General features: G+C 64.7%; 27 protein-coding genes. 14 read left to right on the top strand and 13 right to left on the bottom strand.

Annotated elements, in window-relative coordinates; all coding sequences use genetic code 11:
* The 3 genes from kdgD to kduI all read right to left on the bottom strand — a co-directional run bounded on the left by kdgD (position 1) and on the right by kduI (position 2,555).
* On the bottom strand, positions 1 to 906 hold the full coding sequence (kdgD, locus tag ACO2Q5_RS16415) for a 5-dehydro-4-deoxyglucarate dehydratase (protein WP_423293007.1): 906 nt from the start codon (positions 904 to 906) through the stop codon (positions 1 to 3).
* 87 nt (positions 907 to 993) lie between these two features.
* On the bottom strand, positions 994 to 1,734 hold the full coding sequence (gene kduD / locus ACO2Q5_RS16410; RefSeq protein ID WP_423293005.1) for a 2-dehydro-3-deoxy-D-gluconate 5-dehydrogenase KduD: 741 nt from the start codon (positions 1,732 to 1,734) through the stop codon (positions 994 to 996).
* Positions 1,731 to 2,555, bottom strand: coding sequence for a 5-dehydro-4-deoxy-D-glucuronate isomerase (gene kduI, locus ACO2Q5_RS16405; RefSeq protein ID WP_423293003.1), 825 nt, complete (start codon positions 2,553 to 2,555; stop codon positions 1,731 to 1,733). The genes kduD and kduI overlap by 4 nt, the downstream gene beginning before the upstream one ends.
* A 132-nt stretch (positions 2,556 to 2,687) precedes the next feature.
* Here kduI and ACO2Q5_RS16400 point away from each other — a divergent pair, with 132 nt between their 5' ends.
* The 4 genes from ACO2Q5_RS16400 (at position 2,688) to ACO2Q5_RS16385 (ending at position 6,723) form a co-directional block, all read left to right on the top strand.
* Positions 2,688 to 3,599, top strand: coding sequence for a sugar kinase (locus tag ACO2Q5_RS16400; protein ID WP_423293001.1), 912 nt, complete (start codon positions 2,688 to 2,690; stop codon positions 3,597 to 3,599).
* Positions 3,596 to 4,414 (top strand): NAD-dependent epimerase/dehydratase family protein, encoded by an 819-nt coding sequence (locus tag ACO2Q5_RS16395; protein ID WP_423292999.1) that lies wholly within the window; start codon positions 3,596 to 3,598, stop codon positions 4,412 to 4,414. The genes ACO2Q5_RS16400 and ACO2Q5_RS16395 overlap by 4 nt, the downstream gene beginning before the upstream one ends.
* Positions 4,411 to 5,925, top strand: coding sequence for an aldehyde dehydrogenase (NADP(+)) (locus ACO2Q5_RS16390; RefSeq protein ID WP_423292997.1), 1,515 nt, complete (start codon positions 4,411 to 4,413; stop codon positions 5,923 to 5,925). The genes ACO2Q5_RS16395 and ACO2Q5_RS16390 overlap by 4 nt, the downstream gene beginning before the upstream one ends.
* Before the next feature lie 111 nt (positions 5,926 to 6,036).
* Positions 6,037 to 6,723 (top strand): FadR/GntR family transcriptional regulator, encoded by a 687-nt coding sequence (locus ACO2Q5_RS16385; protein WP_423292995.1) that lies wholly within the window; start codon positions 6,037 to 6,039, stop codon positions 6,721 to 6,723.
* 13 nt (positions 6,724 to 6,736) lie between these two features.
* Here the strand turns inward: ACO2Q5_RS16385 and ACO2Q5_RS16380 are convergent, their stop codons facing one another.
* From ACO2Q5_RS16380 to ACO2Q5_RS16350, 7 genes are all read right to left on the bottom strand, one after another.
* The gene (locus ACO2Q5_RS16380; protein ID WP_423292993.1) at positions 6,737 to 7,462 is read right to left on the bottom strand and encodes a ribonuclease activity regulator RraA; all 726 of its coding nucleotides are present in this window, start codon (positions 7,460 to 7,462) and stop codon (positions 6,737 to 6,739) included.
* Between the two features lie 10 nt (positions 7,463 to 7,472).
* Positions 7,473 to 9,206 (bottom strand): L-arabinonate dehydratase, encoded by a 1,734-nt coding sequence (gene araD / locus ACO2Q5_RS16375; protein WP_423292991.1) that lies wholly within the window; start codon positions 9,204 to 9,206, stop codon positions 7,473 to 7,475.
* Positions 9,203 to 10,096, bottom strand: a complete 894-nt coding sequence (locus ACO2Q5_RS16370; protein ID WP_423292989.1) for an aldose 1-epimerase — start codon at positions 10,094 to 10,096, stop codon at positions 9,203 to 9,205. The genes araD and ACO2Q5_RS16370 overlap by 4 nt, the downstream gene beginning before the upstream one ends.
* Entirely contained in the window at positions 10,090 to 10,965 is an 876-nt protein-coding gene (locus tag ACO2Q5_RS16365; RefSeq protein ID WP_423292987.1) for an SMP-30/gluconolactonase/LRE family protein, read from the bottom strand. The genes ACO2Q5_RS16370 and ACO2Q5_RS16365 overlap by 7 nt, the downstream gene beginning before the upstream one ends.
* 9 nt (positions 10,966 to 10,974) lie before the next feature.
* Entirely contained in the window at positions 10,975 to 12,255 is a 1,281-nt protein-coding gene (locus ACO2Q5_RS16360; RefSeq protein WP_423292985.1) for a TRAP transporter large permease, read from the bottom strand.
* Position 12,256: 1 nt separating this feature from the next.
* On the bottom strand, positions 12,257 to 12,793 hold the full coding sequence (locus tag ACO2Q5_RS16355; RefSeq protein ID WP_423292983.1) for a TRAP transporter small permease: 537 nt from the start codon (positions 12,791 to 12,793) through the stop codon (positions 12,257 to 12,259).
* 89 nt (positions 12,794 to 12,882) lie between these two features.
* A complete protein-coding gene (locus ACO2Q5_RS16350; protein ID WP_423292981.1) occupies positions 12,883 to 13,866 on the bottom strand; it encodes a TRAP transporter substrate-binding protein in 984 nt (327 codons plus the stop codon).
* 191 nt (positions 13,867 to 14,057) lie between these two features.
* Between ACO2Q5_RS16350 and ACO2Q5_RS16345 the strand changes: the two genes are divergently transcribed.
* From ACO2Q5_RS16345 to ACO2Q5_RS16320, 6 genes are all read left to right on the top strand, one after another.
* Positions 14,058 to 14,768: a GntR family transcriptional regulator gene (locus ACO2Q5_RS16345; RefSeq protein WP_423292979.1), complete on the top strand. Its 711-nt coding sequence runs from the start codon at positions 14,058 to 14,060 to the stop codon at positions 14,766 to 14,768.
* Positions 14,769 to 15,320: 552 nt separating this feature from the next.
* A complete protein-coding gene (locus ACO2Q5_RS16340; protein WP_423292977.1) occupies positions 15,321 to 15,932 on the top strand; it encodes a DUF1989 domain-containing protein in 612 nt (203 codons plus the stop codon).
* Positions 15,881 to 16,744 (top strand): amino acid ABC transporter ATP-binding protein, encoded by an 864-nt coding sequence (locus ACO2Q5_RS16335; RefSeq protein WP_423292975.1) that lies wholly within the window; start codon positions 15,881 to 15,883, stop codon positions 16,742 to 16,744. Before ACO2Q5_RS16340 ends, ACO2Q5_RS16335 begins: the two co-directional genes overlap by 52 nt.
* Complete coding sequence (locus ACO2Q5_RS16330) at positions 16,741 to 17,397, top strand: amino acid ABC transporter permease (protein ID WP_423292973.1); 657 nt, start codon at positions 16,741 to 16,743, stop codon at positions 17,395 to 17,397. The genes ACO2Q5_RS16335 and ACO2Q5_RS16330 overlap by 4 nt, the downstream gene beginning before the upstream one ends.
* Positions 17,398 to 17,617: 220 nt before the next feature.
* Entirely contained in the window at positions 17,618 to 18,412 is a 795-nt protein-coding gene (locus ACO2Q5_RS16325) for a transporter substrate-binding domain-containing protein (protein ID WP_423292971.1), read from the top strand.
* A 72-nt stretch (positions 18,413 to 18,484) separates the two neighbouring features.
* Positions 18,485 to 19,657, top strand: a complete 1,173-nt coding sequence (locus ACO2Q5_RS16320) for a M24 family metallopeptidase (protein WP_423292969.1) — start codon at positions 18,485 to 18,487, stop codon at positions 19,655 to 19,657.
* Here the strand turns inward: ACO2Q5_RS16320 and ACO2Q5_RS16315 are convergent.
* Positions 19,648 to 20,547, bottom strand: coding sequence for a LysR family transcriptional regulator (locus ACO2Q5_RS16315; protein WP_423292967.1), 900 nt, complete (start codon positions 20,545 to 20,547; stop codon positions 19,648 to 19,650). The genes ACO2Q5_RS16320 and ACO2Q5_RS16315 overlap by 10 nt on opposite strands.
* Before the next feature lie 113 nt (positions 20,548 to 20,660).
* Here ACO2Q5_RS16315 and ACO2Q5_RS16310 point away from each other — a divergent pair, with 113 nt between their 5' ends.
* Complete coding sequence (locus ACO2Q5_RS16310; RefSeq protein WP_423292965.1) at positions 20,661 to 21,878, top strand: pyridoxal phosphate-dependent aminotransferase; 1,218 nt, start codon at positions 20,661 to 20,663, stop codon at positions 21,876 to 21,878.
* A complete protein-coding gene (locus tag ACO2Q5_RS16305) occupies positions 21,875 to 22,297 on the top strand; it encodes a RidA family protein (RefSeq protein WP_423292963.1) in 423 nt (140 codons plus the stop codon). The genes ACO2Q5_RS16310 and ACO2Q5_RS16305 overlap by 4 nt, the downstream gene beginning before the upstream one ends.
* Before the next feature lie 285 nt (positions 22,298 to 22,582).
* On the opposite strand, the gene ACO2Q5_RS16300 is transcribed toward ACO2Q5_RS16305, so the two are convergent.
* Positions 22,583 to 23,440, bottom strand: a complete 858-nt coding sequence (locus ACO2Q5_RS16300) for a D-amino-acid transaminase (RefSeq protein WP_423292961.1) — start codon at positions 23,438 to 23,440, stop codon at positions 22,583 to 22,585.
* Between the two features lie 33 nt (positions 23,441 to 23,473).
* Positions 23,474 to 24,244, bottom strand: coding sequence for a LamB/YcsF family protein (locus tag ACO2Q5_RS16295; protein WP_423292959.1), 771 nt, complete (start codon positions 24,242 to 24,244; stop codon positions 23,474 to 23,476).
* Between the two features lie 169 nt (positions 24,245 to 24,413).
* Here ACO2Q5_RS16295 and ACO2Q5_RS16290 point away from each other — a divergent pair, with 169 nt between their 5' ends.
* Both ACO2Q5_RS16290 and ACO2Q5_RS16285 read left to right on the top strand, forming a co-directional pair.
* Positions 24,414 to 25,400, top strand: coding sequence for a TRAP transporter substrate-binding protein (locus ACO2Q5_RS16290; RefSeq protein WP_423292957.1), 987 nt, complete (start codon positions 24,414 to 24,416; stop codon positions 25,398 to 25,400).
* 101 nt (positions 25,401 to 25,501) lie between these two features.
* Positions 25,502 to 26,035, top strand: coding sequence for a TRAP transporter small permease subunit (locus ACO2Q5_RS16285; protein WP_423292955.1), 534 nt, complete (start codon positions 25,502 to 25,504; stop codon positions 26,033 to 26,035).
* Positions 26,036 to 26,040: the final 5 nt, after the last annotated feature.

Here is a 26,040-nt window from a genome sequence, read left to right as displayed (position 1 = left end):
TCAGCGCTTCCAGGGGGCGATCAACGCAGCCAAGTCCGCTTCTTCCTTGGCCGTCAAGTCTTTCAGCGGCGCGCGCACCGGCCCGGCGTTGAAGCCCCGCAGCCGGACCCCGGCCTTTACCGCCGAAACCGCATAGCCCTTGGCCCGGCTGCGGATTTCCATGAACGGATAGAAGAACTCATTCAGGATGCGTTCGCAATTCGCCCGGTCGCCGCCGCGCAACGAGGCGTAGAACTCATTCGCCAGCGCCGGCACAAAGTTGAAGACCGCGCTCGAATAGGTGGTGAAGCCCGCACCCAGATAGGCCTCGGCGAACAGTTCCGCCGTGGGCATGCCACCCAGATACATCAGCCGGTCGCCCATCTTGGCGGTGATCTGGCGCACCAGACCGATGTCGCCGGTGCCATCCTTGAAGCCGATCAGGTTCGGGCATTCGTCGCACAACCGCGCCAGCGTATCGGCCTGCAGCACCGCATTGTCGCGGTTGTAGACCATCACCCCGAAATCCACCGACTGGCAGATCCGGCGCACATGATGGAACAGCCCCTCTTGCGGCGCATCAATCAGGTAGTGCGGCAGAAGAAGGATGCCATCCGCGCCGATCTTCTGCACCGATTGCGCGATCTCGATGGCCATTTCGGTGCCATAGCCGCAACCCGACACGATGGCCGTGTCGCCCGAAACGTCTTTCGCGGCCTTGACGATGGCCGGAATCTCTTTGGGCGCCAGCGAGAAGAACTCGCCCGTGCCGCCCGCCGCGAACAGGACCGGCGCCTTGTAGCCCGCCAGCCATTCGACATGCTCCCGATACGGCTCCTCGGCAAAGCGTCCCTCGGCATCGAAGGCAGTGACGGGGAAGGACAGCAGGCCGGAGCCGAGCTTTGCCTTGATCTCGTTCGGGGTCATGGGGCGATTCCTCTTGTGAAGATATGGCGGCACGAAACCACGCCGCCATCACTCTGTCAATGATTCATCATACAGCTTATATGATGACTACCGCGCCATCCATCCGCCATCGACATTCAGCACCGCGCCATGCACATAGGCCGCCGCGGCCGAGCACAGGTAAACAGCCGTGCCGGCAATGTCTTCGGGGCGCCCCCATCTGCCCGCGGGGATACGGTCCAGAATGGCTTTTGACCGGTCGGGATCGTTCCGGAGGGCCTCGGTGTTGTTCGTCTCGATATACCCTGGCGCTATGGCATTCACATTGATGCCCCTGGCGGCCCATTCATTGGCCATCAGCTTGGTCAGCCCCGCCACACCATGCTTTGATGCGGTATAGCTGGGCACCCGGATGCCACCCTGAAACGACAGGAGCGAAGCGATGTTCACGATTTTGCCCGCGCGCCCTGAGGCAAGGCAATCCTTCGCAAAGGCCTGACAGGTGAAGAACAGCGCCTTCAGGTTCACGTCGATCACATCATCCCAGTCGGCCTCGGTGAAGTCGACGGAATCGGCCCGGCGGATGATGCCGGCATTGTTCACAAGGATGCTGAAGCCCGCGCCCATGAACACATCCCGCGCCGCCATCGGGTCGGCGAAATCCAGCGCCAGTGCCGACCCCTTGCCCCCCGCGGCCGCGATCAGCGCCAGCGTCTCGTCGCAATCGCGGCGCGCGGCACAGACCACTTCGCCCCCCGCCCGCGCCAGACCCACCGCAATCGCCTGCCCAAGCCCGGTGTTCGCCCCGGTGACAAGCGCCTTATGTCCCTGAAGAGAAAAGGGATTCATCGCAGGTCACCCGGCTGGATGAAGTCCATGTCGGTATAGTCGACATTGTCGCCCGCCATGGCCCAGATGAAGGTATAGGACCCGATTCCAGCCCCCGAATGCACCGACCACGGCGGTGAAATCGCGCCCTGTTCATTGGCGATGAACAGGTGCCGGGTCTCCTGCGGCTCTCCCATCAGATGCAGGACGCGGCTTTTCTCATCCATCCCGAAATAGAGATAAGCCTCCATCCGGCGGTCATGGATATGGCTTGGAATGGTGTTCCAGACCGAACCGTCCTCCAGCATCGTATAGCCCAGAACCAGCTGGCAGCTTTCCATCACCAAGGGGTGGATGAACTGGTTGATGACCCGCTTGTTCGAGGTTTCGGTGGCGCCAAGGCGCACCTCTTTGCTGTCCGCCAGCCGGATCAGGCGATGCGGCAGGCTGCGGTGCGCCGGGCAAGAGGTGATGTAGAACCGTCCCGCCCCGGCAAACGTAACGGCGCCCGCCCCCATGCCCAGATAAAGCACGTCGCCCCGCGCCAGCTCCCAGCTTTCACCCCCGGCCGAGACGGTGCCGGTCTCGCCGATATTCACGACCCCCATCTCGCGCCGGTCAAGGAAAGAGGCGGTCTTCGTCTCTTCGACCCGGTCCAGCACAAGGCTGCCGTTGCCCGGCACCGCGCCGCCCATGACGAAACGGTCATAATGGGTATAGATCAGCCGGATCTCGCCCGCGACGAACATCTCATCCGCCAGAAAGTGCCGGCGCAGGGTCGCGGTATCCATGGTTTTCGCCTGCTCTGGATGCACGGCATGGCGGGTAGTGACGGTCAGCATGAAACCCTCGATCAAAAGAAGTCATATGTCTTGACACTTGTCATATGATATGTTTCCTGAGTCAAGCGGATTGCGCCGGGGGCCAGCCCGGGCCATCCTGCGCGCCCGGCAAACCGGCCGGAGATACGGGGAATGATGCGCATCCTTTCGGCGGGCGAGGTGATGGTGGAACTGTCCGGGGCCGGCCCCGGGCTGTGGCGGCAGGGCATTGCCGGCGACACGTTCAACACCGCCGCCTATCTGGCCGCGCTGCGGCCCGGCTGGCAGGTGGGCTATCTGACCCGGCTTGGCCGCGACACGATCTCGGACACCGCGGTGCAGGCCATCGCAGCCGCCGGCATCGACATCCGCGCCATCACCCGCGACCCGGATCGGACGATCGGCCTTTACATGATCGCCCTGCATGAAGGCGAACGCAGCTTCTCCTATTGGCGCGGCCAGTCTGCCGCCCGCCTGATGGCCGAGGATGCGGGCTGGCTGGCCGAGATCTTCGACAGCACGGATGTCATTTACCTGTCGGGCATCACGCTGGCGATCCTGTCGCCCGGCGGACGCGACCGGATGCTTGCCGCGCTCAGCGGACGCAGGGTGATGTTTGACCCGAACATCCGCCCCCGGCTTTGGGAAGACCCTCAGGTGATGCGCGACACGATCAGCCGGGCCGCCGCGCTGTCGGAAATCGTGCTGCCCAGCTTCGACGACGAAGCGGCCGCCTTCGGCGATGCCGATCCTGCCGCCACAGCCGCCCGCTATGCCGGGGCAGGCACGGGCGAAGTCATCGTCAAGAACGGCAGCGGCCCGCTGGCACTGTGGTCCGCCGGGGCATTGCACACCCTGCCCGCACCGGACCCCGTGGTCCCGGTAGATACCACCGGGGCCGGTGACAGCTTCAACGCGGGCTATCTGGCCGCGCGTCTGGATGGGGCCGATCCCGCAACCGCCGTCCGGGCGGGGCAACGGCTGGCCGCGCTGGTGGTGCAGCATCCCGGCGCACTGATTCCGCGCGACCTGCTTGACGGCTATATCAGGGAATCCGTGTCGTGACCGAACCCGTGCTTGACCGCCTTCTGATCACCGGCGCCGCGGGCAGCCTTGGCCGGGCCTTGCGCCAAAGGCTGGCCCCGCTGGCCCGCCGGATCCGGCTGGCCGATCTCGTGCCGGTGGACGCTCCCGCCCCGCATGAAGAGCCCGTAACCTGCGATCTGGCCGATGCGGCAGCCGTGGATGCCATGGTCAAGGGCTGCGACGGCATCCTCCATCTTGGGGGCATCTCGGTCGAGGCACCCTTCGATCCGATCCTGCAGGCGAATATTCTGGGGCTTTACAATCTGTATGAGGCCGCCCGCCGCCATGGTCAGCCGCGGATCCTGTTCGCCAGTTCGAACCATACCGTGGGCTTCTGGAAGCAGACCGACCGGCTTGGCCCGGACTGCACGCTTCGGCCCGACGGGCTTTACGGTGTGTCAAAGGCCTTTGGCGAGGCGCTGGCCCGGATGTATTTCGACAAGTTCGGACAGGAAACCGCGCTGGTCCGCATCGGTTCTGCCACGGCCGAGCCGACCAACCACCGGATGCTGGGAAGCTGGTTGTCGCATGATGACCTTGCCACGCTGATCCGGGCGGTCTTCACCGTGCCAAAGCTGGGCTGTCCGGTGATCTGGGGGGCCTCGGCCAATACGCAGGGCTGGTGGGACAACAGCCATCTGGGATGGCTGGGTTGGACACCGCAGGACAATGCCGAAACCTTCCGCGCCAAGATCGACGCCAGCCAGCCGCGCCCTGCGCCGGATGCCGCCGTTGCCGTCTATCAGGGCGGCATCTTCACCGAATATCCCATCTTCACCAAGGACGAGACATGACCTTCACCCCCCACGGCCAGCATCTGATCGCCGGCGACTGGGTCGCGACCGAGGCGCGCTTTGCCAATGAACCCGTGTCCGGCCCCCTGCATTCCTTCTCGGTCGGCACCGTCGATCTGGTGAACCGCGCCTGCGAGGCGGCGGAAGAGGCCTTCTGGTCCTACGGCTATTCCTCGCGCGAGGAGCGGGCGAGATTTCTTGACACCATCGCAGACGAGATCGAGGCCCGGGCCGAAGCCATCACGGAAATCGGCACGGCCGAGACCGGGCTGCCCACAGCGCGCCTGCAGGGCGAACGTGGCCGCACCACCGGCCAGCTGCGGCTTTTCGCGTCGCATATCCGCGCCGGGGATTACCTCGACCAGCGCTTCGATGCGGCCCTGCCCGACCGCCAGCCCGCCCCGCGGCCTGAAATCCGGATGATCCAGCGCCCGATCGGCCCTGTCGCGGTCTTTGGCGCCTCGAACTTTCCGCTGGCGTTTTCCACCGCCGGGGGCGACACCGCCGCCGCCCTCGCCGCCGGCTGCCCGGTGGTCGTGAAGGGCCATTCCGCCCATCCCGGCACGGGTGAGATCATTGCCGAGGCCGTACATGCAGCCATCGGGAAATGCGGCGTGCATCCGGGCGTCTTCAGCCTGATCCAGGGCGGCCGCCGCGATGTGGGCACCGCCCTGGTGCAACATCCGCGGATCAAGGCCGTGGGCTTTACCGGATCGCTGGCCGGGGGCCGCGCGCTCTTTGACCTCTGTGCCGCGCGCCCTGAGCCGATCCCGTTCTTTGGCGAGCTGGGCAGCGTCAACCCGATGTTCATCCTGCCCGAAGCCGCAAAGGCGCGGGCCGGAGCCTTGGGCGCCGGATGGGCCGGATCGCTGACCATGGGCGCGGGCCAGTTCTGCACCAACCCCGGTATTGCCGTGGTGGTGGACGGCGCCGATGCCGACCGCTTCACCAAGGCAATGACCGAGGCGCTGGCCAAGGTCGGACCCCAGCCGATGCTGACGCCGGGCATTGCCAAGGCATATCGTGACGGCCAGGCGCGGTTCCAGACGCGCAACACCGTCAAACCGCTCTATGAGACGGCATCGGGCGAGCGGACGGCGAGCCCCAATCTTTATGAAACGACCGGCGACCAGTTCCTGGCCGATCACGCCCTGTCGGAAGAGGTGTTCGGCCCGCTGGGTCTGGTGGTGCGCGTTGGTTCGGCCGAAGAAATGGTCAAACTTGCCAAGGGGTTCGAGGGACAGCTGACCGCCACGATCCATATGGACAAGGCCGATACCGAAGCCGCCCGCGCCCTGATGCCGGTGCTGGAGCGCAAGGCCGGCCGCGTGCTGGTCAACGGCTTCCCCACCGGGGTCGAGGTGGTGGATGCACAGGTCCACGGCGGGCCCTATCCGGCCTCTACCAACTTCGGCGCAACCAGCGTGGGAACCCTGTCGATCCGCCGCTTCCTGCGCCCGGTTGCATTCCAGAACGTTCCGGCTGAATTGTTACCCGAAATCCCCGGCTGACAACCGGAGCAACAGGGCGGGCCGCAGCGATGCGGCCCCCACCCAAGGACCGGCCCCGGAGGACCCATGCCGCCGACAGATGCTTCGCCCCCGCCTCAGGGTCAGACAAGAGTGACCCAGGTGCGAGAGGCAATCAGGGGACAGATTGCCAAAGGCACCTACAAACCCGGCGACCGGCTGCCTTCGGAATCGCGGCTGACACAGGAATTCGGCGTCAGCCGCACCGTCGTGCGCGAGGCGGTGGCCGCGCTGCAATCCGAACGGTTGCTGGAACCCCGGCAGGGCGCGGGTGTGTTCGTGCTGGAACCTTCGGCCGGCGACGGGATCGCGTTCCGCAACCTCGACATGGCGCGCGTCTCGTCTCTGATCGAAATGCTGGAGCTGCGGACCGCGGTGGAGGGCGATGCGGCGGGTCTGGCCGCACAGCGCCGTTCCCCCGCGCAGGAGGAAAAGATCATCGAGGCCTTCGATGCGCTGCGTGCGCTGTCGCGCGCCGGACAACCCACGGCCGAGGCCGATTTCCGGTTCCATCTGGCCATCGCCGATGCCTCGAACAACCCGCGCTTTCCCGAATTCCTGCGCCTGATCGGCCCCGCGATCATTCCGCGCCGCGCGATCAGCAACGAGGCTGCCTCGCCGGAATATTCCGCCGTTCTGGACCGCGAGCACGAAGACATTCTGGTGGCGATCCAGAATGACGACGAAGAGGCGGCGCGAACCGCGATGCGGCAGCACCTGAAGAACGCCCAATCGCGGTATCGGCAGTTCCTGCGCGACGCCCGCCGGACCGAGAGGTAGGCGCTCTCCACGCTCAGCGTCCGGTCTTCTTGCGCCACTCGTCATAGCGGGCCAGATTTTCCGGCCGGGTCGCAGGGTAAAGCCCGATGATCCCCGCGCCCGCCTGCACCTGCTCCAGCACGAAATCTTCGTAGGATTCCATTGCGGTGCATTCCTCGGCGATCTCATCGGCCAGATGGGCGGGGATGACCATCACCCCGTCCTTGTCGCCCAGCATGACATCGCCGGGAAAGACCGGCGCATCGCCGCAAGATATTGGCACGTTGTGATCCAGCGCCTCGTGCAGGGTCAGGTTCGTGGGGGCCGAGGGACGCTGGAAATAGGCGGGCATGTCCAGCTTTCCGATCCCATCGGCATCGCGGAAGCCACCGTCCGACACAACACCCGCCGCGCCACGCACCGCCAGCCGGGTGATCAGGATCGACCCCGCACTGGCCGCGCGGGCATCCTTACGGGCGTCCATCACCAGAATCCAGCCGGGGGGGCAGGCCTCAATCGCGGTGCGCTGCGGATGATCGGCATTGCGAAAGACGGTGATCGGATTCCGATCCTCGCGCGCGGGAATATAGCGCAGGGTGAAAGCCTGGCCGACCATCACCTCATCCTTCGGCGCAACCGGCACCACGCCCTGCACGAACTGGTTGCGCAACCCGCGTTTGTAAAGCGCGGTGGCGACGGATGCGGTCGACACCCGCTTCAGCCGGGCGCGGGTTTCATCGGACAGGATGTAATCGCCCATCGGCAATCCCTCAGTTGATGACAGGCTCGTCCACCGGGCGGCCAAAGTCGGTTTTCAGGAAATCGAAATCACAGCCCTTGTCGGCCTGTTCGATATGTTTGGTGAACATGAAGCCGTAGCCGCGTTCATAGCGGGGTTCCGGCCGGACCCATTCCGCGCGGCGGGCCGCGATCTCTTCCGGCGGGACCAGCATGTTCAGGCTGCGCGCCGGAATATCCAGCGCCACCATATCGCCGGTCCGCAACAGCGCCAGCGGGCCGCCGATATGGCTTTCTGGCGCGACATGCAGCACGCAGGCCCCGAAACTGGTGCCCGACATCCGCGCATCGGAAATCCGCACCATATCGCGCAGGCCCAGTTTCAAAAGCGCCTTGGGCATAGGAATCATGCCCCATTCCGGCATCCCCGGCCCACCCTGCGGCCCGGCATTGCGCAGGACCAGCACGGTGTCGGGCGTAAGGGGATAGTTGGGGTCGTCAATGATCGCCTTCAGCTCGGCATAGCTGTCGGCCACCAGCGCGGGCCCGGTGTGGCGATGGAATTTCGGGTCACAGGCGGCAGGCTTGATGACCGCCCCATCGGGACAGAGATTGCCCTTCAGCACCGCAAGGCTGCCCTCATGATAGACCGGGTTCGACAGCGGGCGGATGACATCCTCATTCCAGACCTTCACCGTCTCCAACCCTTCAACCAGCGGCTTGCCGGTCACGGTGATGGCGGTGGGGTCCAGCTTGTCGCCCAACTGCTTCATCAGCGCGCGCAGGCCCCCGGCATAGTAGAAATCCTCCATCAGATAGGTGGTGCCCGACGGTCGGATATTGGCGATGACCGGCGTTCTGCGGCCGATGCGGTCCAGATCCTCCAGCGTCAGCGGGACGCCGGCCCGGCGCGCCATGGCAATCAGATGGATGATGGCATTGGTCGAACAGCCAGTGGCCATGGCCACCGTCACCGCATTCTGGACCGCGGCCGGAGTCAGGATGCGGTCTGGCGTCAGATCCTCCCACACCATGTCCACGATGCGGCGGCCGCATTGGGTGGACATGCGCTGATGCCCCGCATCGGCCGCAGGGATCGAGGATGCGCCGGGCAGGGTCAGGCCCATGGCCTCGGCGATGGCGGTCATGGTGCTGGCGGTGCCCATGGTCATGCAATGGCCATAGCTCCGGGCAATCCCGCCCTCGATCCCCTGCCATTCCTGCTGGCTGATGGTGCCGGCGCGGCGTTCGTCCCAGTATTTGAACCCGTCGGTGCCCGAACCCAGATGCTTTCCCGCGTAATTGCCGCGCAGCATCGGCCCGGCGGGCAGGTAGATGAAGGGAAGCCCCATGCTGACCGCCCCCATCACCAGCCCGGGCGTGGTCTTGTCGCAGCCGCCCATCAGCACGGCGCCGTCAACGGGATGAGAGCGCAAAAGCTCCTCCGTCTCCATCGCCAGCATGTTGCGGTAGAGCATCGTTGTCGGCTTGACGAAGTTCTCCGACAGCGACAGCGCGGGCAGCTCCATCGGAAAGCCGCCGGATTGCAGGACCCCCCGCTTGACCCATTCCACCCGGTCCTTGAAATGCATGTGGCAGGGCTGGGCATCGGACCATGTGTTCAGGATGGCGATGATCGGCCGGCCCTGCCAATCCTCTGGGTCATAGCCCATCTGCATCGTACGGGAGCGGTGGCCGAAAGACCGCTGATCATCCGGCACCATCCAGCGGGCGGAACGGAGCTGGTCATAGGTCTTGCGGGTCATGCCGTCACCTCGTGGGCGGTCAGGGTGATCGCGCCCGACAGGCGTTCGCCGGGGGCAAGCGGGGTCATGGCGGCCTCTGGCCCCAGGTCGGGGCGGTTCACCGCATCGGGCAGATGGCTGACCGGCTCGGCGCAGAACACCGGGCGTTCGGCAGGCAGATAGATATGCAGGTGGCGCAAGGCCCCTTCGGCCCGCAGGGTCAGCGCGGTTTCCGCATCGGACCACAGGATCCGGGCCGTCCGCGGGGTCCAGCCGCTGAAACAGGCATCCAGCGGCGGCAGATCCTGCAACGGGCGGCCATCGCCCTGTGACAAGCCGGGAACCGGGACAACCTCGGGCAGCGGCAGGCCGCGCTCATCCCGTCTGTGCGCGCCTGCGGCGCTGAAGGTCAGCCGCGTGCCATCGGGCCGGGGAAACCACGGATGCAGGCCCAGACCGAAGGGCAAACTCTCTTGCCCTCGGTTGGTGATGGTCAGCCCGATCCTTATGCCTTCGTCCGACAGCCCCAGATCCTGCACCATATCGAAGTGCCATGGCCCGGCCGAGACCTCCTCCAGCACCAACCGGACCTGCGCAGGCCGCTGTTCAGCAATCCGCCATTGCAGGTCCCGGGCCATGCCATGGATCGCCATCCCCTCTTCAGGACGGTTCAGCGGCAGCTTGTGGCGCCTGCTGCCGAAGTCGAAAGCGCCCCCGGCAATGCGGTTGGCAAAAGGGGCCATGACAAAGATCCCCCCGGCCCATCCGGCGGCCGGATCGGACAGGGGATGCAGCAGCGGAACGTCGCGCCCCGAGGGATGCCGCCAGCTGGCCGACAGGATCGTCGCACCCTGCCCCGGCGCCACCACCAGCGCATAGCCCTGCGCGGCAAGGGAAAGCCGGGTCAGCATCCCGCCATCCGCGTGACAGGAACGCCCGGCGCAGGCGCCTCGGCCAGAAACACCCCTCCCCCCGGCAGGTCCGGATAGGAGGGATCGCGGCGGCTGGTGACGGCCAGCTGCCGAAGGCCGTCGCCGCAGAAACACGGCATGGTCGGGGCAGTGCAGGGCAGCGGAAAGCGGCCGGTCAGATCCCCGGTGGCGGTGAACCGGTTCAGGATGCCGGCAAAGGCCCCCGCACTCCAGTAATGGCCGGCGAGATCGGTTGCCGCGCCATCCGGCCGCCCGGTCGCCTGATCCAGATCGCGGATGCGCCGCCGGTTCGACAATGCGCCGGTTTCGGGATCGAAATCATATGCGTCGATCCACGGCCCCATGGAATCGGAGTGGAACAACGTTCGCCCGTCGGCCGACCAGGCCAGCCCGTTCGAGCTGCGAAACCCGTCGCTCATCGCCTCACCCCTGCCGTCAGAGGTGACGCGATACAAACGCGAAACCGGTGCGCTGTCTTTCCGCCCGTCCATGCTGCCGACCCAGAATGCCCCGTCGGGTCCGACCTTCCCGTCGTTCAGACGCGAGGTCGGGGCCTCGTCGAACCCGTCCCACAGCGTCCGAAGATCGCCCGTCGCAGGGTCGAACAGGGCCACGCTGCGCTGCAGGCCGACAACCAGCTGACCGCTTTCGCAGAGCCCCAGCGAGGCGACGAACGGAACCTCCAGCGCCCAGCTGTGACACTCTCCATCCAGAGAAACGGAATGGATCCGCCCCGCCGGAATGTCGCACAGAAAGATCACCTGCCGCCTGTCATCCCAGACCGGGCTTTCCAGAAGATCGCCGTCCAGATCGGCAATGCGGCGAAAGGGCAGACGCGCGTCTTCCATGTCAACGGCTCATCTGAAGACAGACGGCAGCCACAGCGACAGCGCAGGAATGTAGGTCACCAGAAGCAGCACGATCAGTCCGGCCGCATAGAACGGCCAGATGGAGCGCATCGCCTCCCATATGGTGATGCCCCCCACGGCGGCAGCCACGAACTGCACCGGCCCAAGCGGCGGCGTGTTGAGCCCGATCCCGAGGTTCAGGATCATGATGACGCCGAAATGCACCGGATCGACGCCAAAGGCCGCCACGACCGGAAGGAAGATCGGCGTGGTGATGATGATCAGCGGCGACATGTCCATGAACGTGCCCAGAACCAGAAGCACGATGTTGATCATCAAAAGGATGACGAACGGGTTGTCCGAAATCGTCTGCATCCAGTTCAGCGAGATCTGGGCCACATGCAGATAGGCCATCAGCCAGCCGAACGCCCCCGCCATACCGATGATCAGAAGGACCATCGCCGTCGTGCGCACCGCCTGTTGCGTGGCATGGATGAAGTCGCGCCAGCTCATGCTGCGATAGACGACCAGCGTGACCAGAAGCGCGTAAAGCACGGCGATGCAGCTGCTTTCTGTCGCGGTAAAGATACCCGAGCGCACGCCGCCGAAGATGATCGCGATCAGCAGAAGGCCCGGCAACGACATCAGGAAGAAATGCCCCACGCGGGCAAACCCCGGAAACGGTTCGGTCGGATAGCCGCGGCGGCGGGCGACGATATAGGCCGTGACCGACAGCGCCAGCGCCAGAAGAAGCCCCGGAATGATGCCCGCCGTGAACAGATCGGCGATAGAGATCTTTCCGCCGCCCGAGATCGAATAGATGATCATGTTGTGACTGGGCGGCAGAAGCAGCGCGATCAGCGCGGCCATGGAGGTGACATTCACCGCATAATCGGCACCATAGCCGCGTTCCTTCATCTGCGGGATCATGATGCCACCGACGGCTGCCGCCTCGGCCACGGCGGACCCCGAGATGCCGCCGAAAAGCGTGGAGGCGGCAATGTTCACCTGCCCCAGCCCACCGCGCACATGGCCGATCAGCGATCCGGCAAAGCTGACGATGCGGGCCGCGATGCCACCCCGGACCATCAGGTCACCGGCGAAGATGAAAAAGGGAATGGCCATCAGCGTGAAGACATTGATGCCAGCCGCCAGCCGCTGGAACACGACCAGCGGCGGAAGCCCCAGATAGACCACCGTCGCCAGGCTTGAAATGCCAAGGCAGAAGGCGATCGGCGTTCCGATCAGCATCAGCAGGGTGAAAATCCCGAACAGGACCAGATATTCCATGTCAGACCTCGGTCATCAGAATGTCGTCTGCATCGGGCTGACCGTCCCGCCCTGCCCCGCCGGCGATCCGCTTCACCAGATGCTCCAGCGCGAACAGGGACATCAGCACACCCCCCGCGAACAGCGGCATATAAGTGAACCCGCCGGGCAGACCGATGATCGGCACGCTGGAACCCCAAGTGCGTGCCATCAGCTGCCAGCCGTAGATCACCATGCAGACCGAGAACAAAAGCACCGCCGCATCCGACAGGATCTGCAGCCAGAGGCCGAACCGCGGGGGCAGGAAGTACATCAGCACCTCAAAACCCATGTGAAAGCTTTCGTGCACCCCGACGGCCGCGCCCAGAAAGATGAACCAGCTCATCAGCAGGATGGCCACCGGCTCGACCCACAGAAGGCTGTCGTTCATCACATAGCGCATGTAGACCTGCGCGAAGACGATGATGGTCATCGCGGTCAACCCAAGTCCGGCCAGCCAGAGGCTGGCGCGGCACAGCACGATATTCAGGCCCGACAATGCGGCAATGGCTTTGCGCACCGCCCCCTCCTCTTCCCCAGCAGCACCCGCAGCGCCGCCCGTATCGGTTGAAATGACCGCGACCCCGCCGGGGCCGCAGCCAACGGCGGTTACTGGGTGTCCTGGATCCGCTTGACCAGATCCTTGGCTTCATCGGTGGTGACATATTTGTCGTAGACGGGGACCATCGCCTCGATAAAGGCGGTCTTGTCCACGTCCTTGATCACCTCGGCCCCGGCCGCGATGACTTTTTCCTCCGACGCCTTTTCCTGCGCGGCCCAAAGCCCGCGCTGCACCGTCGCGGATGCCTCGGCCGCGGCGCGCAATACGGCCTTATCCTCGGGCGACAGCTTCTCCCACGAGGTTTTCGACATCGCGACAAGTTCCGGCACCATCAGATGCTGGTCCAGCGTGAAATACTTGGCCACCTCGAAATGGCCCGAGCTGTCATAGCTGGGGAAATTGTTTTCGGCCCCGTCGATGACCCCGGTCTGGATCGAGGAATAGACCTCTCCATAGGGCATCGGGGTGGCGTTGGCGCCAAGCGCGGCCATCATGTCGACGAAGACATCATTCTGCATGACCCGGAACTTCATGCCCTTCAGGTCGTCAACCGTCTGGATCGGCTTCTGGCTGTTGTAGAAGCTGCGCGAGCCGCCATCATAATAGGCCAGGACGATCAGGTCCTTTTCGGCGAAATCCTTGGCAATCTCTTTGCCGATGTCGCCGTCCATCACGGCATGAAGATGGTCTTCGCCGCGGAACAGATAGGGCAGCGACATCAGCTGGGTCACCGGAACGATGTCATTGAACGAGCCGAAGCTGGCGCGAACCATGTCGATGACGCCAAACTGGGTCTGTTCGATCGTGTCTTTCTCTTCGCCCAGCTGGGACGAGGGGAAGACCTCGATGCAGATGCGGCCTTCGGTCTTTTCCTTCACCTCGGCCGCCATCGCCTTCACACCCTCGACCGTCGGATAGCCGTCGGGGTGGGTGTCGGACGAGCGGAGCGTGATCTCGCATTCGGCGGTTGCGGCGCCTGCCAGTGCGGCGGTCGCCAGAAGTGCGGCAAGCGTGGTGTTCAGAACCTTCATTTCATCCTCCCATGATGAAGTCTGTCCGTCTGTGCTGGTCGCCGGTGAGGGTGGAAGAACATGCATCGCCTCCCAACGACTCATGGTTTTTTGATGGGTAGTCGACTAATATGCCAGTTGTCAACAATGGCCTCTCGGGCGATAGTCATGCTAACCCGCCCGCGCCCGCGCCGTAGAACGAGATCTGTTTCATGACCCTTGTCGCCTCTGATCAACCGATTGCCGCCCTGCCCCCGATCGGCGATCTTCGGCAGCCAACGGTGACGGATCTGGTCTTTGATGCGCTTTATGCCCGGGTGGTGAACCTGTCGCTGCCGCCGGGCGCCAAACTGTCCGAGGCCGAGGTCGCCGCGCAGATGGGCGTGTCACGCCAACCGGTCCGCGATGCCTTCTACCGGCTGTCGCAGATGGGGTTCATCCAGATCCGCCCGCAGCGGGCAACGCTGGTCACGCGGATTTCGAAAGAGGCGGTGATGAAGGCGATGTTCATCCGCTCCTCGCTGGAGGAGGCCTGCATTCGCACCGCGGTGACGAAGCTGACCGATGCGCATCTTGACGCGCTGGACGAAGTGGTCGACCGGCAGGACGCGGCGGTCAAGGGGGACCGGCGGTCCGAGTTCCACGCTTTGGACGACAGGTTCCACCACGACATCTGCAGCTTCTCGGGGTTGGGCTTTGTCTGGGCTTTGGTCAAAGAGAACAAGGGCCATATGGACCGCACCCGATTTCTGAGCCTGTCTGCGGGGGCGCCCTCGGCCCATGCCGATCATCTGCGCATCATGGAGGCGCTGCACGCGCGCGATACCGAAGCCGCGACGCTTTCGATGCGTCAGCATCTGGGAAAGATCGAAGGCATCCTGAACAGGCTGAACAGTGACCAGCCGGGAATTTTCTGCGACTGACGCAAGGAAGGGGCAGGTCGGTTCGGACCGGATCCTCGATCCAGTCCGGCGAACGGCCCCCGCTTCGACGGCGCAACCATGAACCCTCCGGCAGATGCCCGGGACGGGCTTCTGTCTGAGATGAAACCCATCTGCGCCTGCTGAACTGCCGCCAGGCAGCGGCGGATCGTGGAACGATGCGGCCAACGCCATACCCGTCCGCGGTCCCATCGGTTGCCACCCCGCCCGGAAAACCGCGGAGCGGAACGATTTATGAACGTATCATCGCAGCGTGAAGACACGCCTGATTCGCCATCAGGCTTGACGATGGGGCGGCAAGGCCGCGCAACCGGTTCCGGGCCCGGATCCGCTCATATTTCGTCTATATTTTGTGCATATTCGCCGTGATGTGCCCAATACTGGCACAATAAACATTTCGTCAATTTGGGAATTCTAGTGGTATACTGAAATTGCCTTTCGACTGCTGCGGCCCTGATGTCTGTATGATGTCGAATCCGACGCCGGAGATGCGCGCCCGACCCTCAGAAGTCTCTTGTCAGAACTGGATCGAATGTGACGCAAGACGAACGAATTCTTCCCGCCGCGCAGGGGATTGCTGTCCCTCTGCGCCGGGGCCAGTCGATCCGGGTGATCAACACCCATGGCACGCAGGTGGTGGACACATGGGTCCTGTCCGCCGATGACGCGCTGGACTATGGCGCGATGGAGCATACCCGCTCGGTCAACAGCGGGATCTATCTGGGCGAGGGCGACCGGATCGTCAGCATCCACCGCCGGCCGTTGATGACCCTGGTCGAGGACCGCTCTCCCGGCCGCCATGACACCCAGCTTTGCCCGTGCAGCGCCGAGATCTATGCCGAGCTTGGTCATGTGCCGCATCGCAGCTGCACCGACAATTTTCACGAGGCCATCGGACGGCTTGGCCTGTCGCTGCCCTTTACCCCCGCGTCGCTGAACCTGTTCATGAATGTGCCGATCGACGCGCAAGGCAAGGTGACACGGGTGCCCCCGACCAGTGCGCCGGGCGACAGTGTGACGCTGCGGGCCGAGACGGATGTCGTAGTGGTGCTGTCGGCCTGCCCGCAGGACATCACCCCGATCAATGGCGCGGAATGCACCCCGCGCGACGTGGCCTATCTGGTGCTGGAGGGGAAGGAATCGTGACGGACACAGCAGAAAAACCGCTTCTGCGCCTGCGCGGTATCGTCAAAAGCTTTGGCACGCTGCAGGTGCTGAAGGGCATCGACATGGATGTGACCGCGGGCGAGGTGGTGTCGATCATCGGGGCCAGCGGCTCTGGCAAGAGCACCTTCCTGCGTTCGATCAATGCCATCGAACCGGCAGACGGTGGCACGATGGAATTCCAGAACTTCAACTTCGACTTCAAGGCGCGTGCCCCGGGCCATCCGACACGGCGCCAGCTGCAGGCGCTGCGCGCGCAGATCGGGATGGTGTTCCAAAGCTATAACCTTTGGCCGCATCTTACAGTCCTGCAGAACGTGGTCCATGCCCCGGTCCGGGTGCTGGGCCGTCCGCGTGCCGAGGCGGTCGAAGTGGCCGAGGCATTGCTGGCGCGGATCGGGCTTTATGAAAAGCGCAACAGCTATCCGGCAAAACTGTCGGGCGGACAGCAGCAGCGGGTGGCCATCGCACGTGCATTGGCGATGAAACCAAAGCTGATGCTTTTCGACGAGGTAACTTCGGCGCTGGACCCCGAACTGGTGCATGAGGTTCTGACGCTCATGGCCTCTCTGGCGACCGATGGCATGACCATGCTTCTGGTCACGCATGAAATCTCTTTCGCACGGGATGTGTCGAACCGGGTCCTGTTCTTCGAAAACGGAGTGATCGCCGAGCAGGGGCCACCCGGCAAGGTGCTGGCCAATCCCGACAGCCCGCGGCTGCGGCAGTTCCTGCACCGCATTCTGCATGACGATCTGGCGAAATCCGCCACCACTGCGGAGGGCGCGGCATGAACCAGTTCTGGTCGGATGTGGCGGTCTACGGGCCCGGTTTCCTCAAGGCGTCGTGGCTGGTGCTGTGGATCACGGTGCTGACGATCCTTGTCAGCTGGGGCTGCGGGCTGGCGGCGGCGCTGGCGCAACGCTCTGCCCTGGCACCGGTCAAGGGTCTTGCGAACTTCTACATCTGGTTCATCCGCGGCACACCCGCCCTGATCCAGATCTTCATCATCTATTTCGGCATGCCGCAGCTTGGCATCCGCCTGTCCCCCTTCACCGCCGGGGTGCTGGCTCTGGGCTTCAACAGCGGCGCCTATGTGGCCGAGATCATCCGCGCCGGGCTGCAGGCCATTCCGCGCGGACAGACGGAATCGTCTCTGGCCTTGGGATTCAGCGGGTTCCAGACCATGCAAAGCATCATCCTGCCGCAGGTTTTCCGCATCATCCTGCCGGCCGTCACCAACGAGGCGATCTCGACCCTCAAGAACACCTCGCTTCTGTCGACGATCACGGTGGTGGAGCTGACGCTTTATGCCCAGACCCTGATCTCGGCGACATTCCGGCCCTTTGATTTCTACATCGCCGTGGCGGTGATCTATCTGGTGCTGACGACGGTGCTGACGCAACTCGCCAACTGGCTGGAGCGTCGGTACGGCAGGCTGAGCTGATGACCGCCCCGCCGATTGCACCCCTCTCGGCACCGCGTTTCCGGACCTGCCGCCTGCCGGCGCCGGTTCGGGCGAACCCCATCCCCTGCATGACGGTCCGGACCGGATCACCGCCCGGTTCGGAGCTTCCGTCATGGCCGCGCTTCGGACCACCCCGGCCGAGGCGCGGCGCGATAAGCGGTCAACGACAAAAATCCAACCCTGACAGAGAGACCATGAAATGACCCTGAAAACCCTGGCGCTTGGCGCCGTCGCCGCCATCACGATGGCTTTCGCAACCGCCGCCGTGGCCGAAGGAGAGCTGGAACTTCTGGTTCCGGGTGAACTGAGCGCGGCAACCGAAGGCACCTATCCGCCCTTCTCGATGCGCGCCCCGGATGGCGAGCTGGACGGGCTGGAAATCCGTGTCATGAAGGAAATCGCCCATCGGCTCGGGCTGGCATACAAACCCGTGCTGGTGAAATGGGAATCGGTGCTGATCGGGCTTGAGGCCGATCAATATGACATCGTAAGCGTGGCCATGGACATCACCGCCGAGCGGCAGGAAAAGGTGACCTTCGCCGATGGCTGGCTGGAATCGGGCGGCCGCGTGGTGGTGCGCAACGACAGCGACATCACCGGGCCCGCTGACGTGAAGGGCAAGGTCGTGGGGGCTCTGGTCGCCTCGAACTGGTCGAAGATCGCCGAGGAACTGGGCGCGGAAGTGAAGGTCTACAAGGCCGAATCCGACGCGATGCAAGATCTGGCCAATGGCAATGTCGATGCAATTATCACCGATGCGATTGCCGCGGCCTATGCGATCAAGGCCTCAAGCCTGCCGCTGAAACTGGTGGACGAGCCGGTGAGCGCGATCCAGAAGGGCTTTGCCATCAAGATGGGCAAGCCGAACCTGACCAAGGCCGTGAACAAGGCACTGGCCGAGATGGTGGCTGACGGCACCTATGCCAAGCTGACGAGCGAGATCGTCGGCTTCGACCCGGCGCCGAAAGAACCGATCCGCTCGATCCTCAAGTAAGCGCGCCTCTGGCGTGACCCATGGCGGGCGGCCCCGGCGGCCCGTCTTTTCCAGACCGAAAGTCCCAGCATCATGCGCTATTTTCCGATCGACGAATATCAGGACCGCTGGACCCGCGTGCTGATGCTGATGCAGGAGCAGGGGTTTGAGACCGCGGTGGTTTTTGGCCGGGGCGGCGGCACGACCGACAATTGTGGCGATATTCTTTACCTGACCAACCATTACTCGGTCAGCGGCGGGACGGATTCGCTGATCTGGTCGGCACGTTCCTTCTCGGGCGTGATCCTGCGGCAGGGCCGGGCGCCCCAGCTGCATATCGACGAGCCGGAGCCGAGGACCGATCTGGTTTCGGTCACGGACGTGCATTGCGACAACCATCCCTTCGTCAGCATCGGCCGGGCGCTGGTCGCGCAGGGCGTGCAGGGCCGCGTGGCCTTTTGCGGCAGCCAGTTCGTGCCGGTGAAATACTGGCAGCAACTGCTGGCCGAGACGCCGGGCATCGACTGGGTGGTCTGCGACGATCTGGTGCGCCGGGCGCGGATGATCAAAAGCCCGCGCGAGCTGGACGCCTATCGCATCGCGGGCGAGGCCGCGACCGAGGCGATGGACGTTCTGATGCAGGGCCTGACCGGCGGGATGACCGAACGGGAGGCCGCGGGCGAAGCGGCCCGCGTGGTGGTGCGGCGGGGCGGACGCCCTCAGGCCATCGGCACCAACCATGGCGACACCATGGATTACGACTACCGCTTTCCGCTGACCGGATCCAGCGGCGACACCCCCCGCCCGGGTGACATGGTGCGGGGAACCGTGCATGCGGCCTATTTTCAGGGCTATTACCTTGACCCCGGACGCACGGCGGTCGTGGGCCGGGCCACGGCCGACCAGCAGCGTCTGATCGGCGCGACGGTCAGAATCGTGCAGCACCTTTCGGCGATGATGCGGCCCGGCGTGCGGCTTCTGGATGTGGCGGCCGAGGGCGACCGGATGACACAGGAATTCGGCGGCGAGGTCTCTGCCCTGATGAAGAACTTCCCCTTTTTCGGCCATGGCATCGGCCTGTCCTTCGAACAGCCGCGGATTTCCACCGTCATGTCCCTACCGACCGATGTGGTGCGCGAGAACATGGTCTTCGGCGTCGAGGCCTTTCTGGCCAGCGAGGGCGTCGGCTCGGCCTTTGTCGAGGATATCCTGATCATCGGGCGTGACAGCAATGAATTGCTGACCCGCTCTCCCTATCACATCTGACCTGCCCCGCCGGGCAGGCCCTGGTCGCTGGTGCGGGCCCGGCAGGCCGCGACAAAGGCCTGCTGTGCGGCGGTGCGCGCGCCTGACAGCGTCCAGAGCACGCCAACCTGCCGTCCGCCCGCCCCGGGCAGCGGGTGGCGGCGCAGGCGCAGCCCTTCGGGCCAGGGTGGCGCCCAGTCGGGCACGATGGCAACGCCAAGACCTCGGCTGACCATACCCGCAATGGCATCAAGCGCATCAAGCTCCAGCATCTCGCGCACCTTGAGCCCGTTCTGCCGCAGGTATCGGTCGACGATCTGCCCGCCCCACTGGTTCCGGTCATAGCGGATGAAGGGTTGCGCGGTCAGGATCTGCCGCGAGTCGATGTCCGGCAGATCCTCGGGCACGATCAGGATCAGCGGCTCATGCCGCAGGGTCAGCCAGCCGGCCGATTTGTGCACCGGGAATTGCGGCTGCACCATCAGCGCGGCATCCAGCTCTCCGCCAATCACCGCCTGATAGAGATTCATCGAGGAATCCGGCCGCACATAATAGTCGATGCGCGGATACCGCAGCCGCAATCCGGCAATGATCTCGGGCAGAAGTCCGGTCAGCGAGGTGGCGATGGCGCCAAGCCGCAGCTGGCCTGCCGGTTCGTCCTGCGCCGCAATGGCGCGCAGATCGCGGGTACTTTCGATCAGGCGGCGGGCCGGATCAAGCACGGCCAGACCCGCCGCCGTGGGCCGCACCCGCCGCCCCGCCCGCAGCACCAGCGGCTGACCCAGATCCTGTTCCAGCGCGCGCAGCCGCTGCGCCAGTGCCGCCGGGGTAAGGTTCAGCCGCCGCGCCGCCTCGGCGATGGAGCCGCCGTCGACAACAGCCAGAAAGCTTTCCAGAAAGCGCGTGTCCATGAATGGTTTTTCTATCTTTTGAAAACACAAAAAGCCATTACTTGTTTTGATTAGATGGATATAGACCCGGTGCCGGAGCGGCCCCTTCAGGGGCCTGTGCAAGGGGCCACAGCATGTCGATTGAAACGAAATTCGCAAAACTCGGCACCGACAATGCGCCGGGGCAGGAAGTCCGCCAAAGCGCCGAAGGGCTCGCCGCACTGATGCAGGGCGAGGCTCTGACCGGCCGGCCGGTCGATTTCTCGCATGGCGATGTCGACGCGCATGAACCGACGCCGGGCGCGTTCGATCTGTTCTCGGCCGGGGTCGCGGCGGGCGGGGCGCAGGCCTATACCGAATATCGTGGCGACATCGGCATCCGCGAGATGCTGGCCCCCCGGCTGGCGGCTTTCACCGGCGCGCCGGTCGATGCAAAGGACGGGATGATCGTCACGCCCGGCACCCAGGGCGCGTTGTTCCTGGCGGTGGCGGCCACGGTCACACGGGGCGACAAGGTCGCCATCGTGCAGCCCGATTATTTCGCCAACCGCAAGCTGGTGGAATTCTTCGAAGGCGAGATGCTGCCGGTGCAGCTTGACTATGTGTCGGCCGACGAGACCCGCGCCGGGCTGGACCTGAGCGGGCTGGAAGCGGCGTTCCGGGCCGGGGCAAAGGTGTTCCTGTTCTCGAACCCGAACAACCCGGCAGGTGTGGTCTATTCGAAGGAGGAGATTGGCCAGATCGCCGCACTGGCGGCGCGCTACGGCGCGACGGTCATCGCCGATCAGCTCTATTCGCGGCTGCTCTATTCGGGCGTGACCTATACCCATCTGCGGGCCGAAGCAGCGGCAACCGACAATGTCGTCACGATCATGGGGCCGTCAAAGACCGAGTCGCTTTCGGGCTACCGGCTGGGCGTGGCCTTCGGCCCGGCCCGGATCATCGCGCGGATGGAAAAGCTGCAGGCCATCGTCAGCCTTCGCGCGGCGGGCTACAGCCAGGCTGTGCTGCGCGGCTGGTTCGATGAGCCGGCGGGATGGATGGCCGCACGCATCGCCGCGCATGAGGCGATCCGCGACGATCTTCTGGCCGTGCTGCGGGCCTGCCCGGGCGTCTTTGCCCGCGCACCGCAGGCCGGAAGCTATCTTTTCCCGCGCCTGCCGAAGCTGGCCGTCGCGCCCGCGGATTTCGTCAGGATCCTGCGGCTTCAGGGCGGCGTCGTGGTGACACCGGGCACCGAATTCAGCCCGCACAGTGCCGCCTCCGTCCGCCTGAATTTCAGCCAGGATCACAAGGCCGCGGTGGCGGCGGCCGAACGCATCGTCGCCTTGGTCGAGCGGTATCGGGCATGACCCCGCTGCCGCAGCCGGTTCCGCAGGGTGATTACATTCCGGCCCGGCGGCACGGCGGGATGATCCACACTTCGGGCATGACGCCGCGCCGGAACGGTGTGCTGCTGGCGCAAGGGCCGGTGCGGGCGGACGTTCCGATTGAGACCTATCGCGATGCGGTGGAACTGGCCTGCGGCAATGCGCTGGCCGCTGCGCAGGGCCTGCTCGCCCCGGGTGAGGTGCTTGCGGGCGTGCTGAGCCTGACGGTCTATGTCGCCGCCGAGCCGGGGTTTACCGCGCATTCGAAGCTGGCCGATTTCGCCTCGGCAGTTTTGCGGCGCGCCTTGGGAGAAGCCGGGATCGGCGCCCGTGCCGCCGTGGGGGTGGCAACGCTGCCCGGCAATGCGCCGGTGGAAATCCAGCTGATTGCCTTCGTCTGACCACCGGGAAAGATCACCCGGAATGCAGGGCGCAAGCGGATGCCCTCACGCCTTTCGGCGGGCACCCCCCTGCCCGAGATTGCCCTGACGGGCACCCGGTGCCCGGACCGAAACCGCACTGCCCACAGATTGCGGTGCGGCCGGACGGGTCCGCGCCGTGCTGCCTCTGATCCCGGCCTGCGGATGACGCGGTTCAGGCGCCCTGCCCAAGGGGCGCCTGAGTGAACATCCGCATGACGGTCGGGATGTGGCCCGCGCGGAATGTCCGGGCTGACACGCCCCCGCTCAGATCGCGGCCGCGCGGCGGGTTTCGATGTAATAACGGCGCAGGTCGCGGGTCAGCGCACCGGGGGTGCCGGTTCCGATGGTCTCGCCGTCGATGGCCACCACCGGCACCACAAAATTCGTGGCCGAGGTGATGAAAGCCTCCCGCGCCGTCTTGGCCTCCTCTGGTGTGAAGGCACGCTCCTCGACCCGTATCCCGTGCTCGGCTGCCAGCGACAGAACCGAGGCGCGCGTCACCCCGGGCAACAGCGCATGCGACAGGTCGCGCGTCACCAGCACGCCGTCTTTCGTGACGATATGCGAGGAGGCAGCACTTGCTTCGGTGACAAAACCATCCTCGACCAGCCAGGCATCGTCGGCCCCGCGCGCCATGGCCTCCATCTTGGCCATGCAGGGATAAAGAAGCTGCACCGTCTTGATGTCACGGCGGCCCCAACGCAGATCAGGCAGAAGCGCCACCCTGATCCCCGCTTCGGCGGCCTTGTTCTGCAGCACATTCTTCGCCTGGGTGAACATCAGGAGCGTCGGCGGCGTGCCCGCAGGCGGATAGACAAAGTCGCGGTCCGCCGCCCCGCGGGTCAGCTGAAGGTAGATCATCCCCTGATCCATGCCATTGCGGGCAACGATCTCACGATGCGCGGCCAGAAGCTCCGCCTCGTCCAGCGGCAGGGACAGGCCCAGTTCGCGGGCGGAACGCTGCAGCCGCGCGGCATGGCCTGCGTAATCCACCAGCTTGCCGTCCAGCACACAGGTCACTTCATAGATGCCATCGGCCATCAGGAAACCACGGTCAAAAACCGAAATCCTGGCCTCGGCTTCGGGCAGCCAGTCGCCGTTCAGATATACGATGCGGGTCATTTTGCAGGTCACTTCATTCCAGAGATGCAGACGTCAGGGGGTGATGAAAGGCGCGATCGTGACGCCATTCGCCTCAAGCGCGCTGCGCAGGCGCCGGGCAATCTCGACCGCGCCCTTGGTGTCGCCATGGATGCACAGCGTCTCGGGCGTGACGGGCAGTTTTTTCCCGCCCGTGGTGGGAATCTGTCCGTTCACGACCATTTCCAGCACCTGATCAAGGCTTTGTGCCGGGTCGTGGATCACCGCGCCGGGCTGGCTGCGCGGGGTCAGCTCTCCCTGATCGGTGTAGCTGCGGTCCGCATAGATCTCGCAGGCGATTCTCAGGCCCGCCCTCTCGGCCGCGCGGAAGGTTTCGGAATAGGGCAGCGTCACGAAGACAAGGCCGGGGTCCACCGCCCTGATCGCCCGCACGCATAGCGCCGCAAGGTCGGGGTCCACGGCCGCCATATTGCCAAGCGCGCCATGGGTTTTCACATGGGTCATCGGATGGCCTTCCAGCGCGGCCATGCCCTGCAGGGCCACGATCTGGAAAATCAGCTGCGTTTCAAGGTCTTCCGGACGCTCACCTGATATGCGCCGCCGTCCGAATCCGTAAAGGTCGGCAAACGAGGGATGCGCCCCGACCGCCACCCCCTTGGCCTTTGCCATACGGATGGTGCGCCGCATCACCACCGGATCGCCGGCATGAAATCCGCAGGCAATGTTTGCCGTGGTCACAAGGTCCAGCATCGCCTCGTCGTCACCGATGACGAAAGCCCCAAAGCTTTCGCCCATGTCGCAGTTCAGGTCGATCGTCCGCGTCATCTTCTCTCCTGTCGCCTGCTTTTGGGGCAGTTCCGCCCGTCAGCCGCCTTATTTTGCCATCTTTCAGCGTCCGATTGACAGAAGATGCTGCTGCGCTTCATATTAGAATACAGTTGGTATACTGAAATTCAAGTTCGTTCTATCCAACCAAACCCGCGAAAGGGAAAACATGAAACAGGGAAATCACTTCTTCTTCGGCGCCGCCTTTGCCCTTGCAACGGCCACCACCCCGGCCTGGGCCGAGACACAATGGGACATGTCGATCGTCTGGCCGGAAGGCAACTTCCACACCCAGAACGCCATGGCCTTTGCCGAGGCGGTGAAAGAAGCGACCGATGGCGAGGTGATGATCACCGTCCATTCCGGCGGCTCGCTTGGCATCAAGGGGCCCGAAGGCATGGCCGCCGTGCGTGACGGCCTTGTGCCGATCGCCGAGGTCCTGCTCAGCCAGCAGGTCGGCGAAGCGCCGCTTCTCGGGATCGAGACGCTGCCCTTCCTTGCGCCCTCGCTGCCCGAGCTGGCCCTGCTGCACAAATTCTACCGCCCGAAGCTTGACGAAGTTGCGGCCGGGATGAACCAGAAGATCCTGTATATGGTGCCTTGGCCGGGTCAGGCGGTCTATTCGCCGAACCAGATCGACACGCTGGCCGATCTGAAGGGCCTGACCATCCGCGTCGTCGATGCGAACGGCAATGATTTCTTCGCGGCCCTTGGCGCCACGCCGATCCAGATGCCCTGGGGTGAGGTCGTCCCCTCACTGGCCGCCGGCACGATCAAGGGCGTGACCACATCGTCTTCTTCGGGCGTCGACGGCTCCTTCTGGGAATTCACGCCCCATATGAGCACCTTCGACTGGCAGGCCTCGTCCAACATCATGTCCGTCAACCTCGACGCGTGGAATGCCCTCCCGCGGGAAACCCGCGACAGGATCGAGGAGACCGCCGCGACGATGGAGGCGCAGTTCTGGCAGAACAGCCGGGCCGAGGATGAGAAGAAGCAGGCCACGCTGCGCGAACACGGCATGACGATCACCGCGCCTTCGCCGGAACTGAAGGCCGAGCTTCTGGAAAAGGCCAAGCCGCTTTGGGAGGCGTTCAAGACCCGTGTGCCGGAATCGGCGCCGGTCATCGACGCCTATCTGTCGATGCGCGGCTGACCCGCCCGTGCCGGGCCGCGACGGGGCTTAGGCCCCGTCTACGCCCAGGTTTCACCAGCCCGCATCCGGGCTGACACCCCCATGACGCACGATAGGGTCACATGTCTTCATCCCATTCCACACGCTTCCGCCGGACCATCGCCGCGATCGACAGCCTGACCGAGCTTGGCGGCATTCTGGGCGCACTGTGCCTGCTGGGCATCCTCGCGCTTATCGCGGCCGAACTGATCTCACGCAACATCTTCGCCTATTCGCTGCATTTCTCCTGGGATCTTGCAGGCTATCTGATGGGCGGCTGCTTCCTCTTGGCCAGCGCCAGCGCGCTGAAGGGCGGCAGCCATGTCCGCGTCACCGCACTGGTTGAGGTTCTGCCCCGCGCAGTCAGCCGCAGGCTTGACCTTTTCGCCTGCCTTCTCGGCCTCGCGATCTGCGGCTATCTCGCCTGGGCGCTGATCGAGATGGCCTGGCTTTCGGGCCAGCGCGGCTCGACCGCGGCGACGTCGTTCCGTGTGCCGCTGGTCTATCCGCAGGGCGCCCTGGCCCTGGGTGCGGCCATCCTGACGCTGCAATGCCTGGCCCAGGTCCTGCGCCAGTTGCGCGGCGAGGCGATGGCCACCGGCCCCGGTCTGGACTAGGGGGC

It is taken from the genome of Neotabrizicola sp. VNH66, assembly GCF_049445895.1.
Classification (GTDB): Bacteria; Pseudomonadota; Alphaproteobacteria; order Rhodobacterales; family Rhodobacteraceae; genus Pseudogemmobacter.
This window is presented reverse-complemented; position numbering and strand designations above follow the sequence as displayed.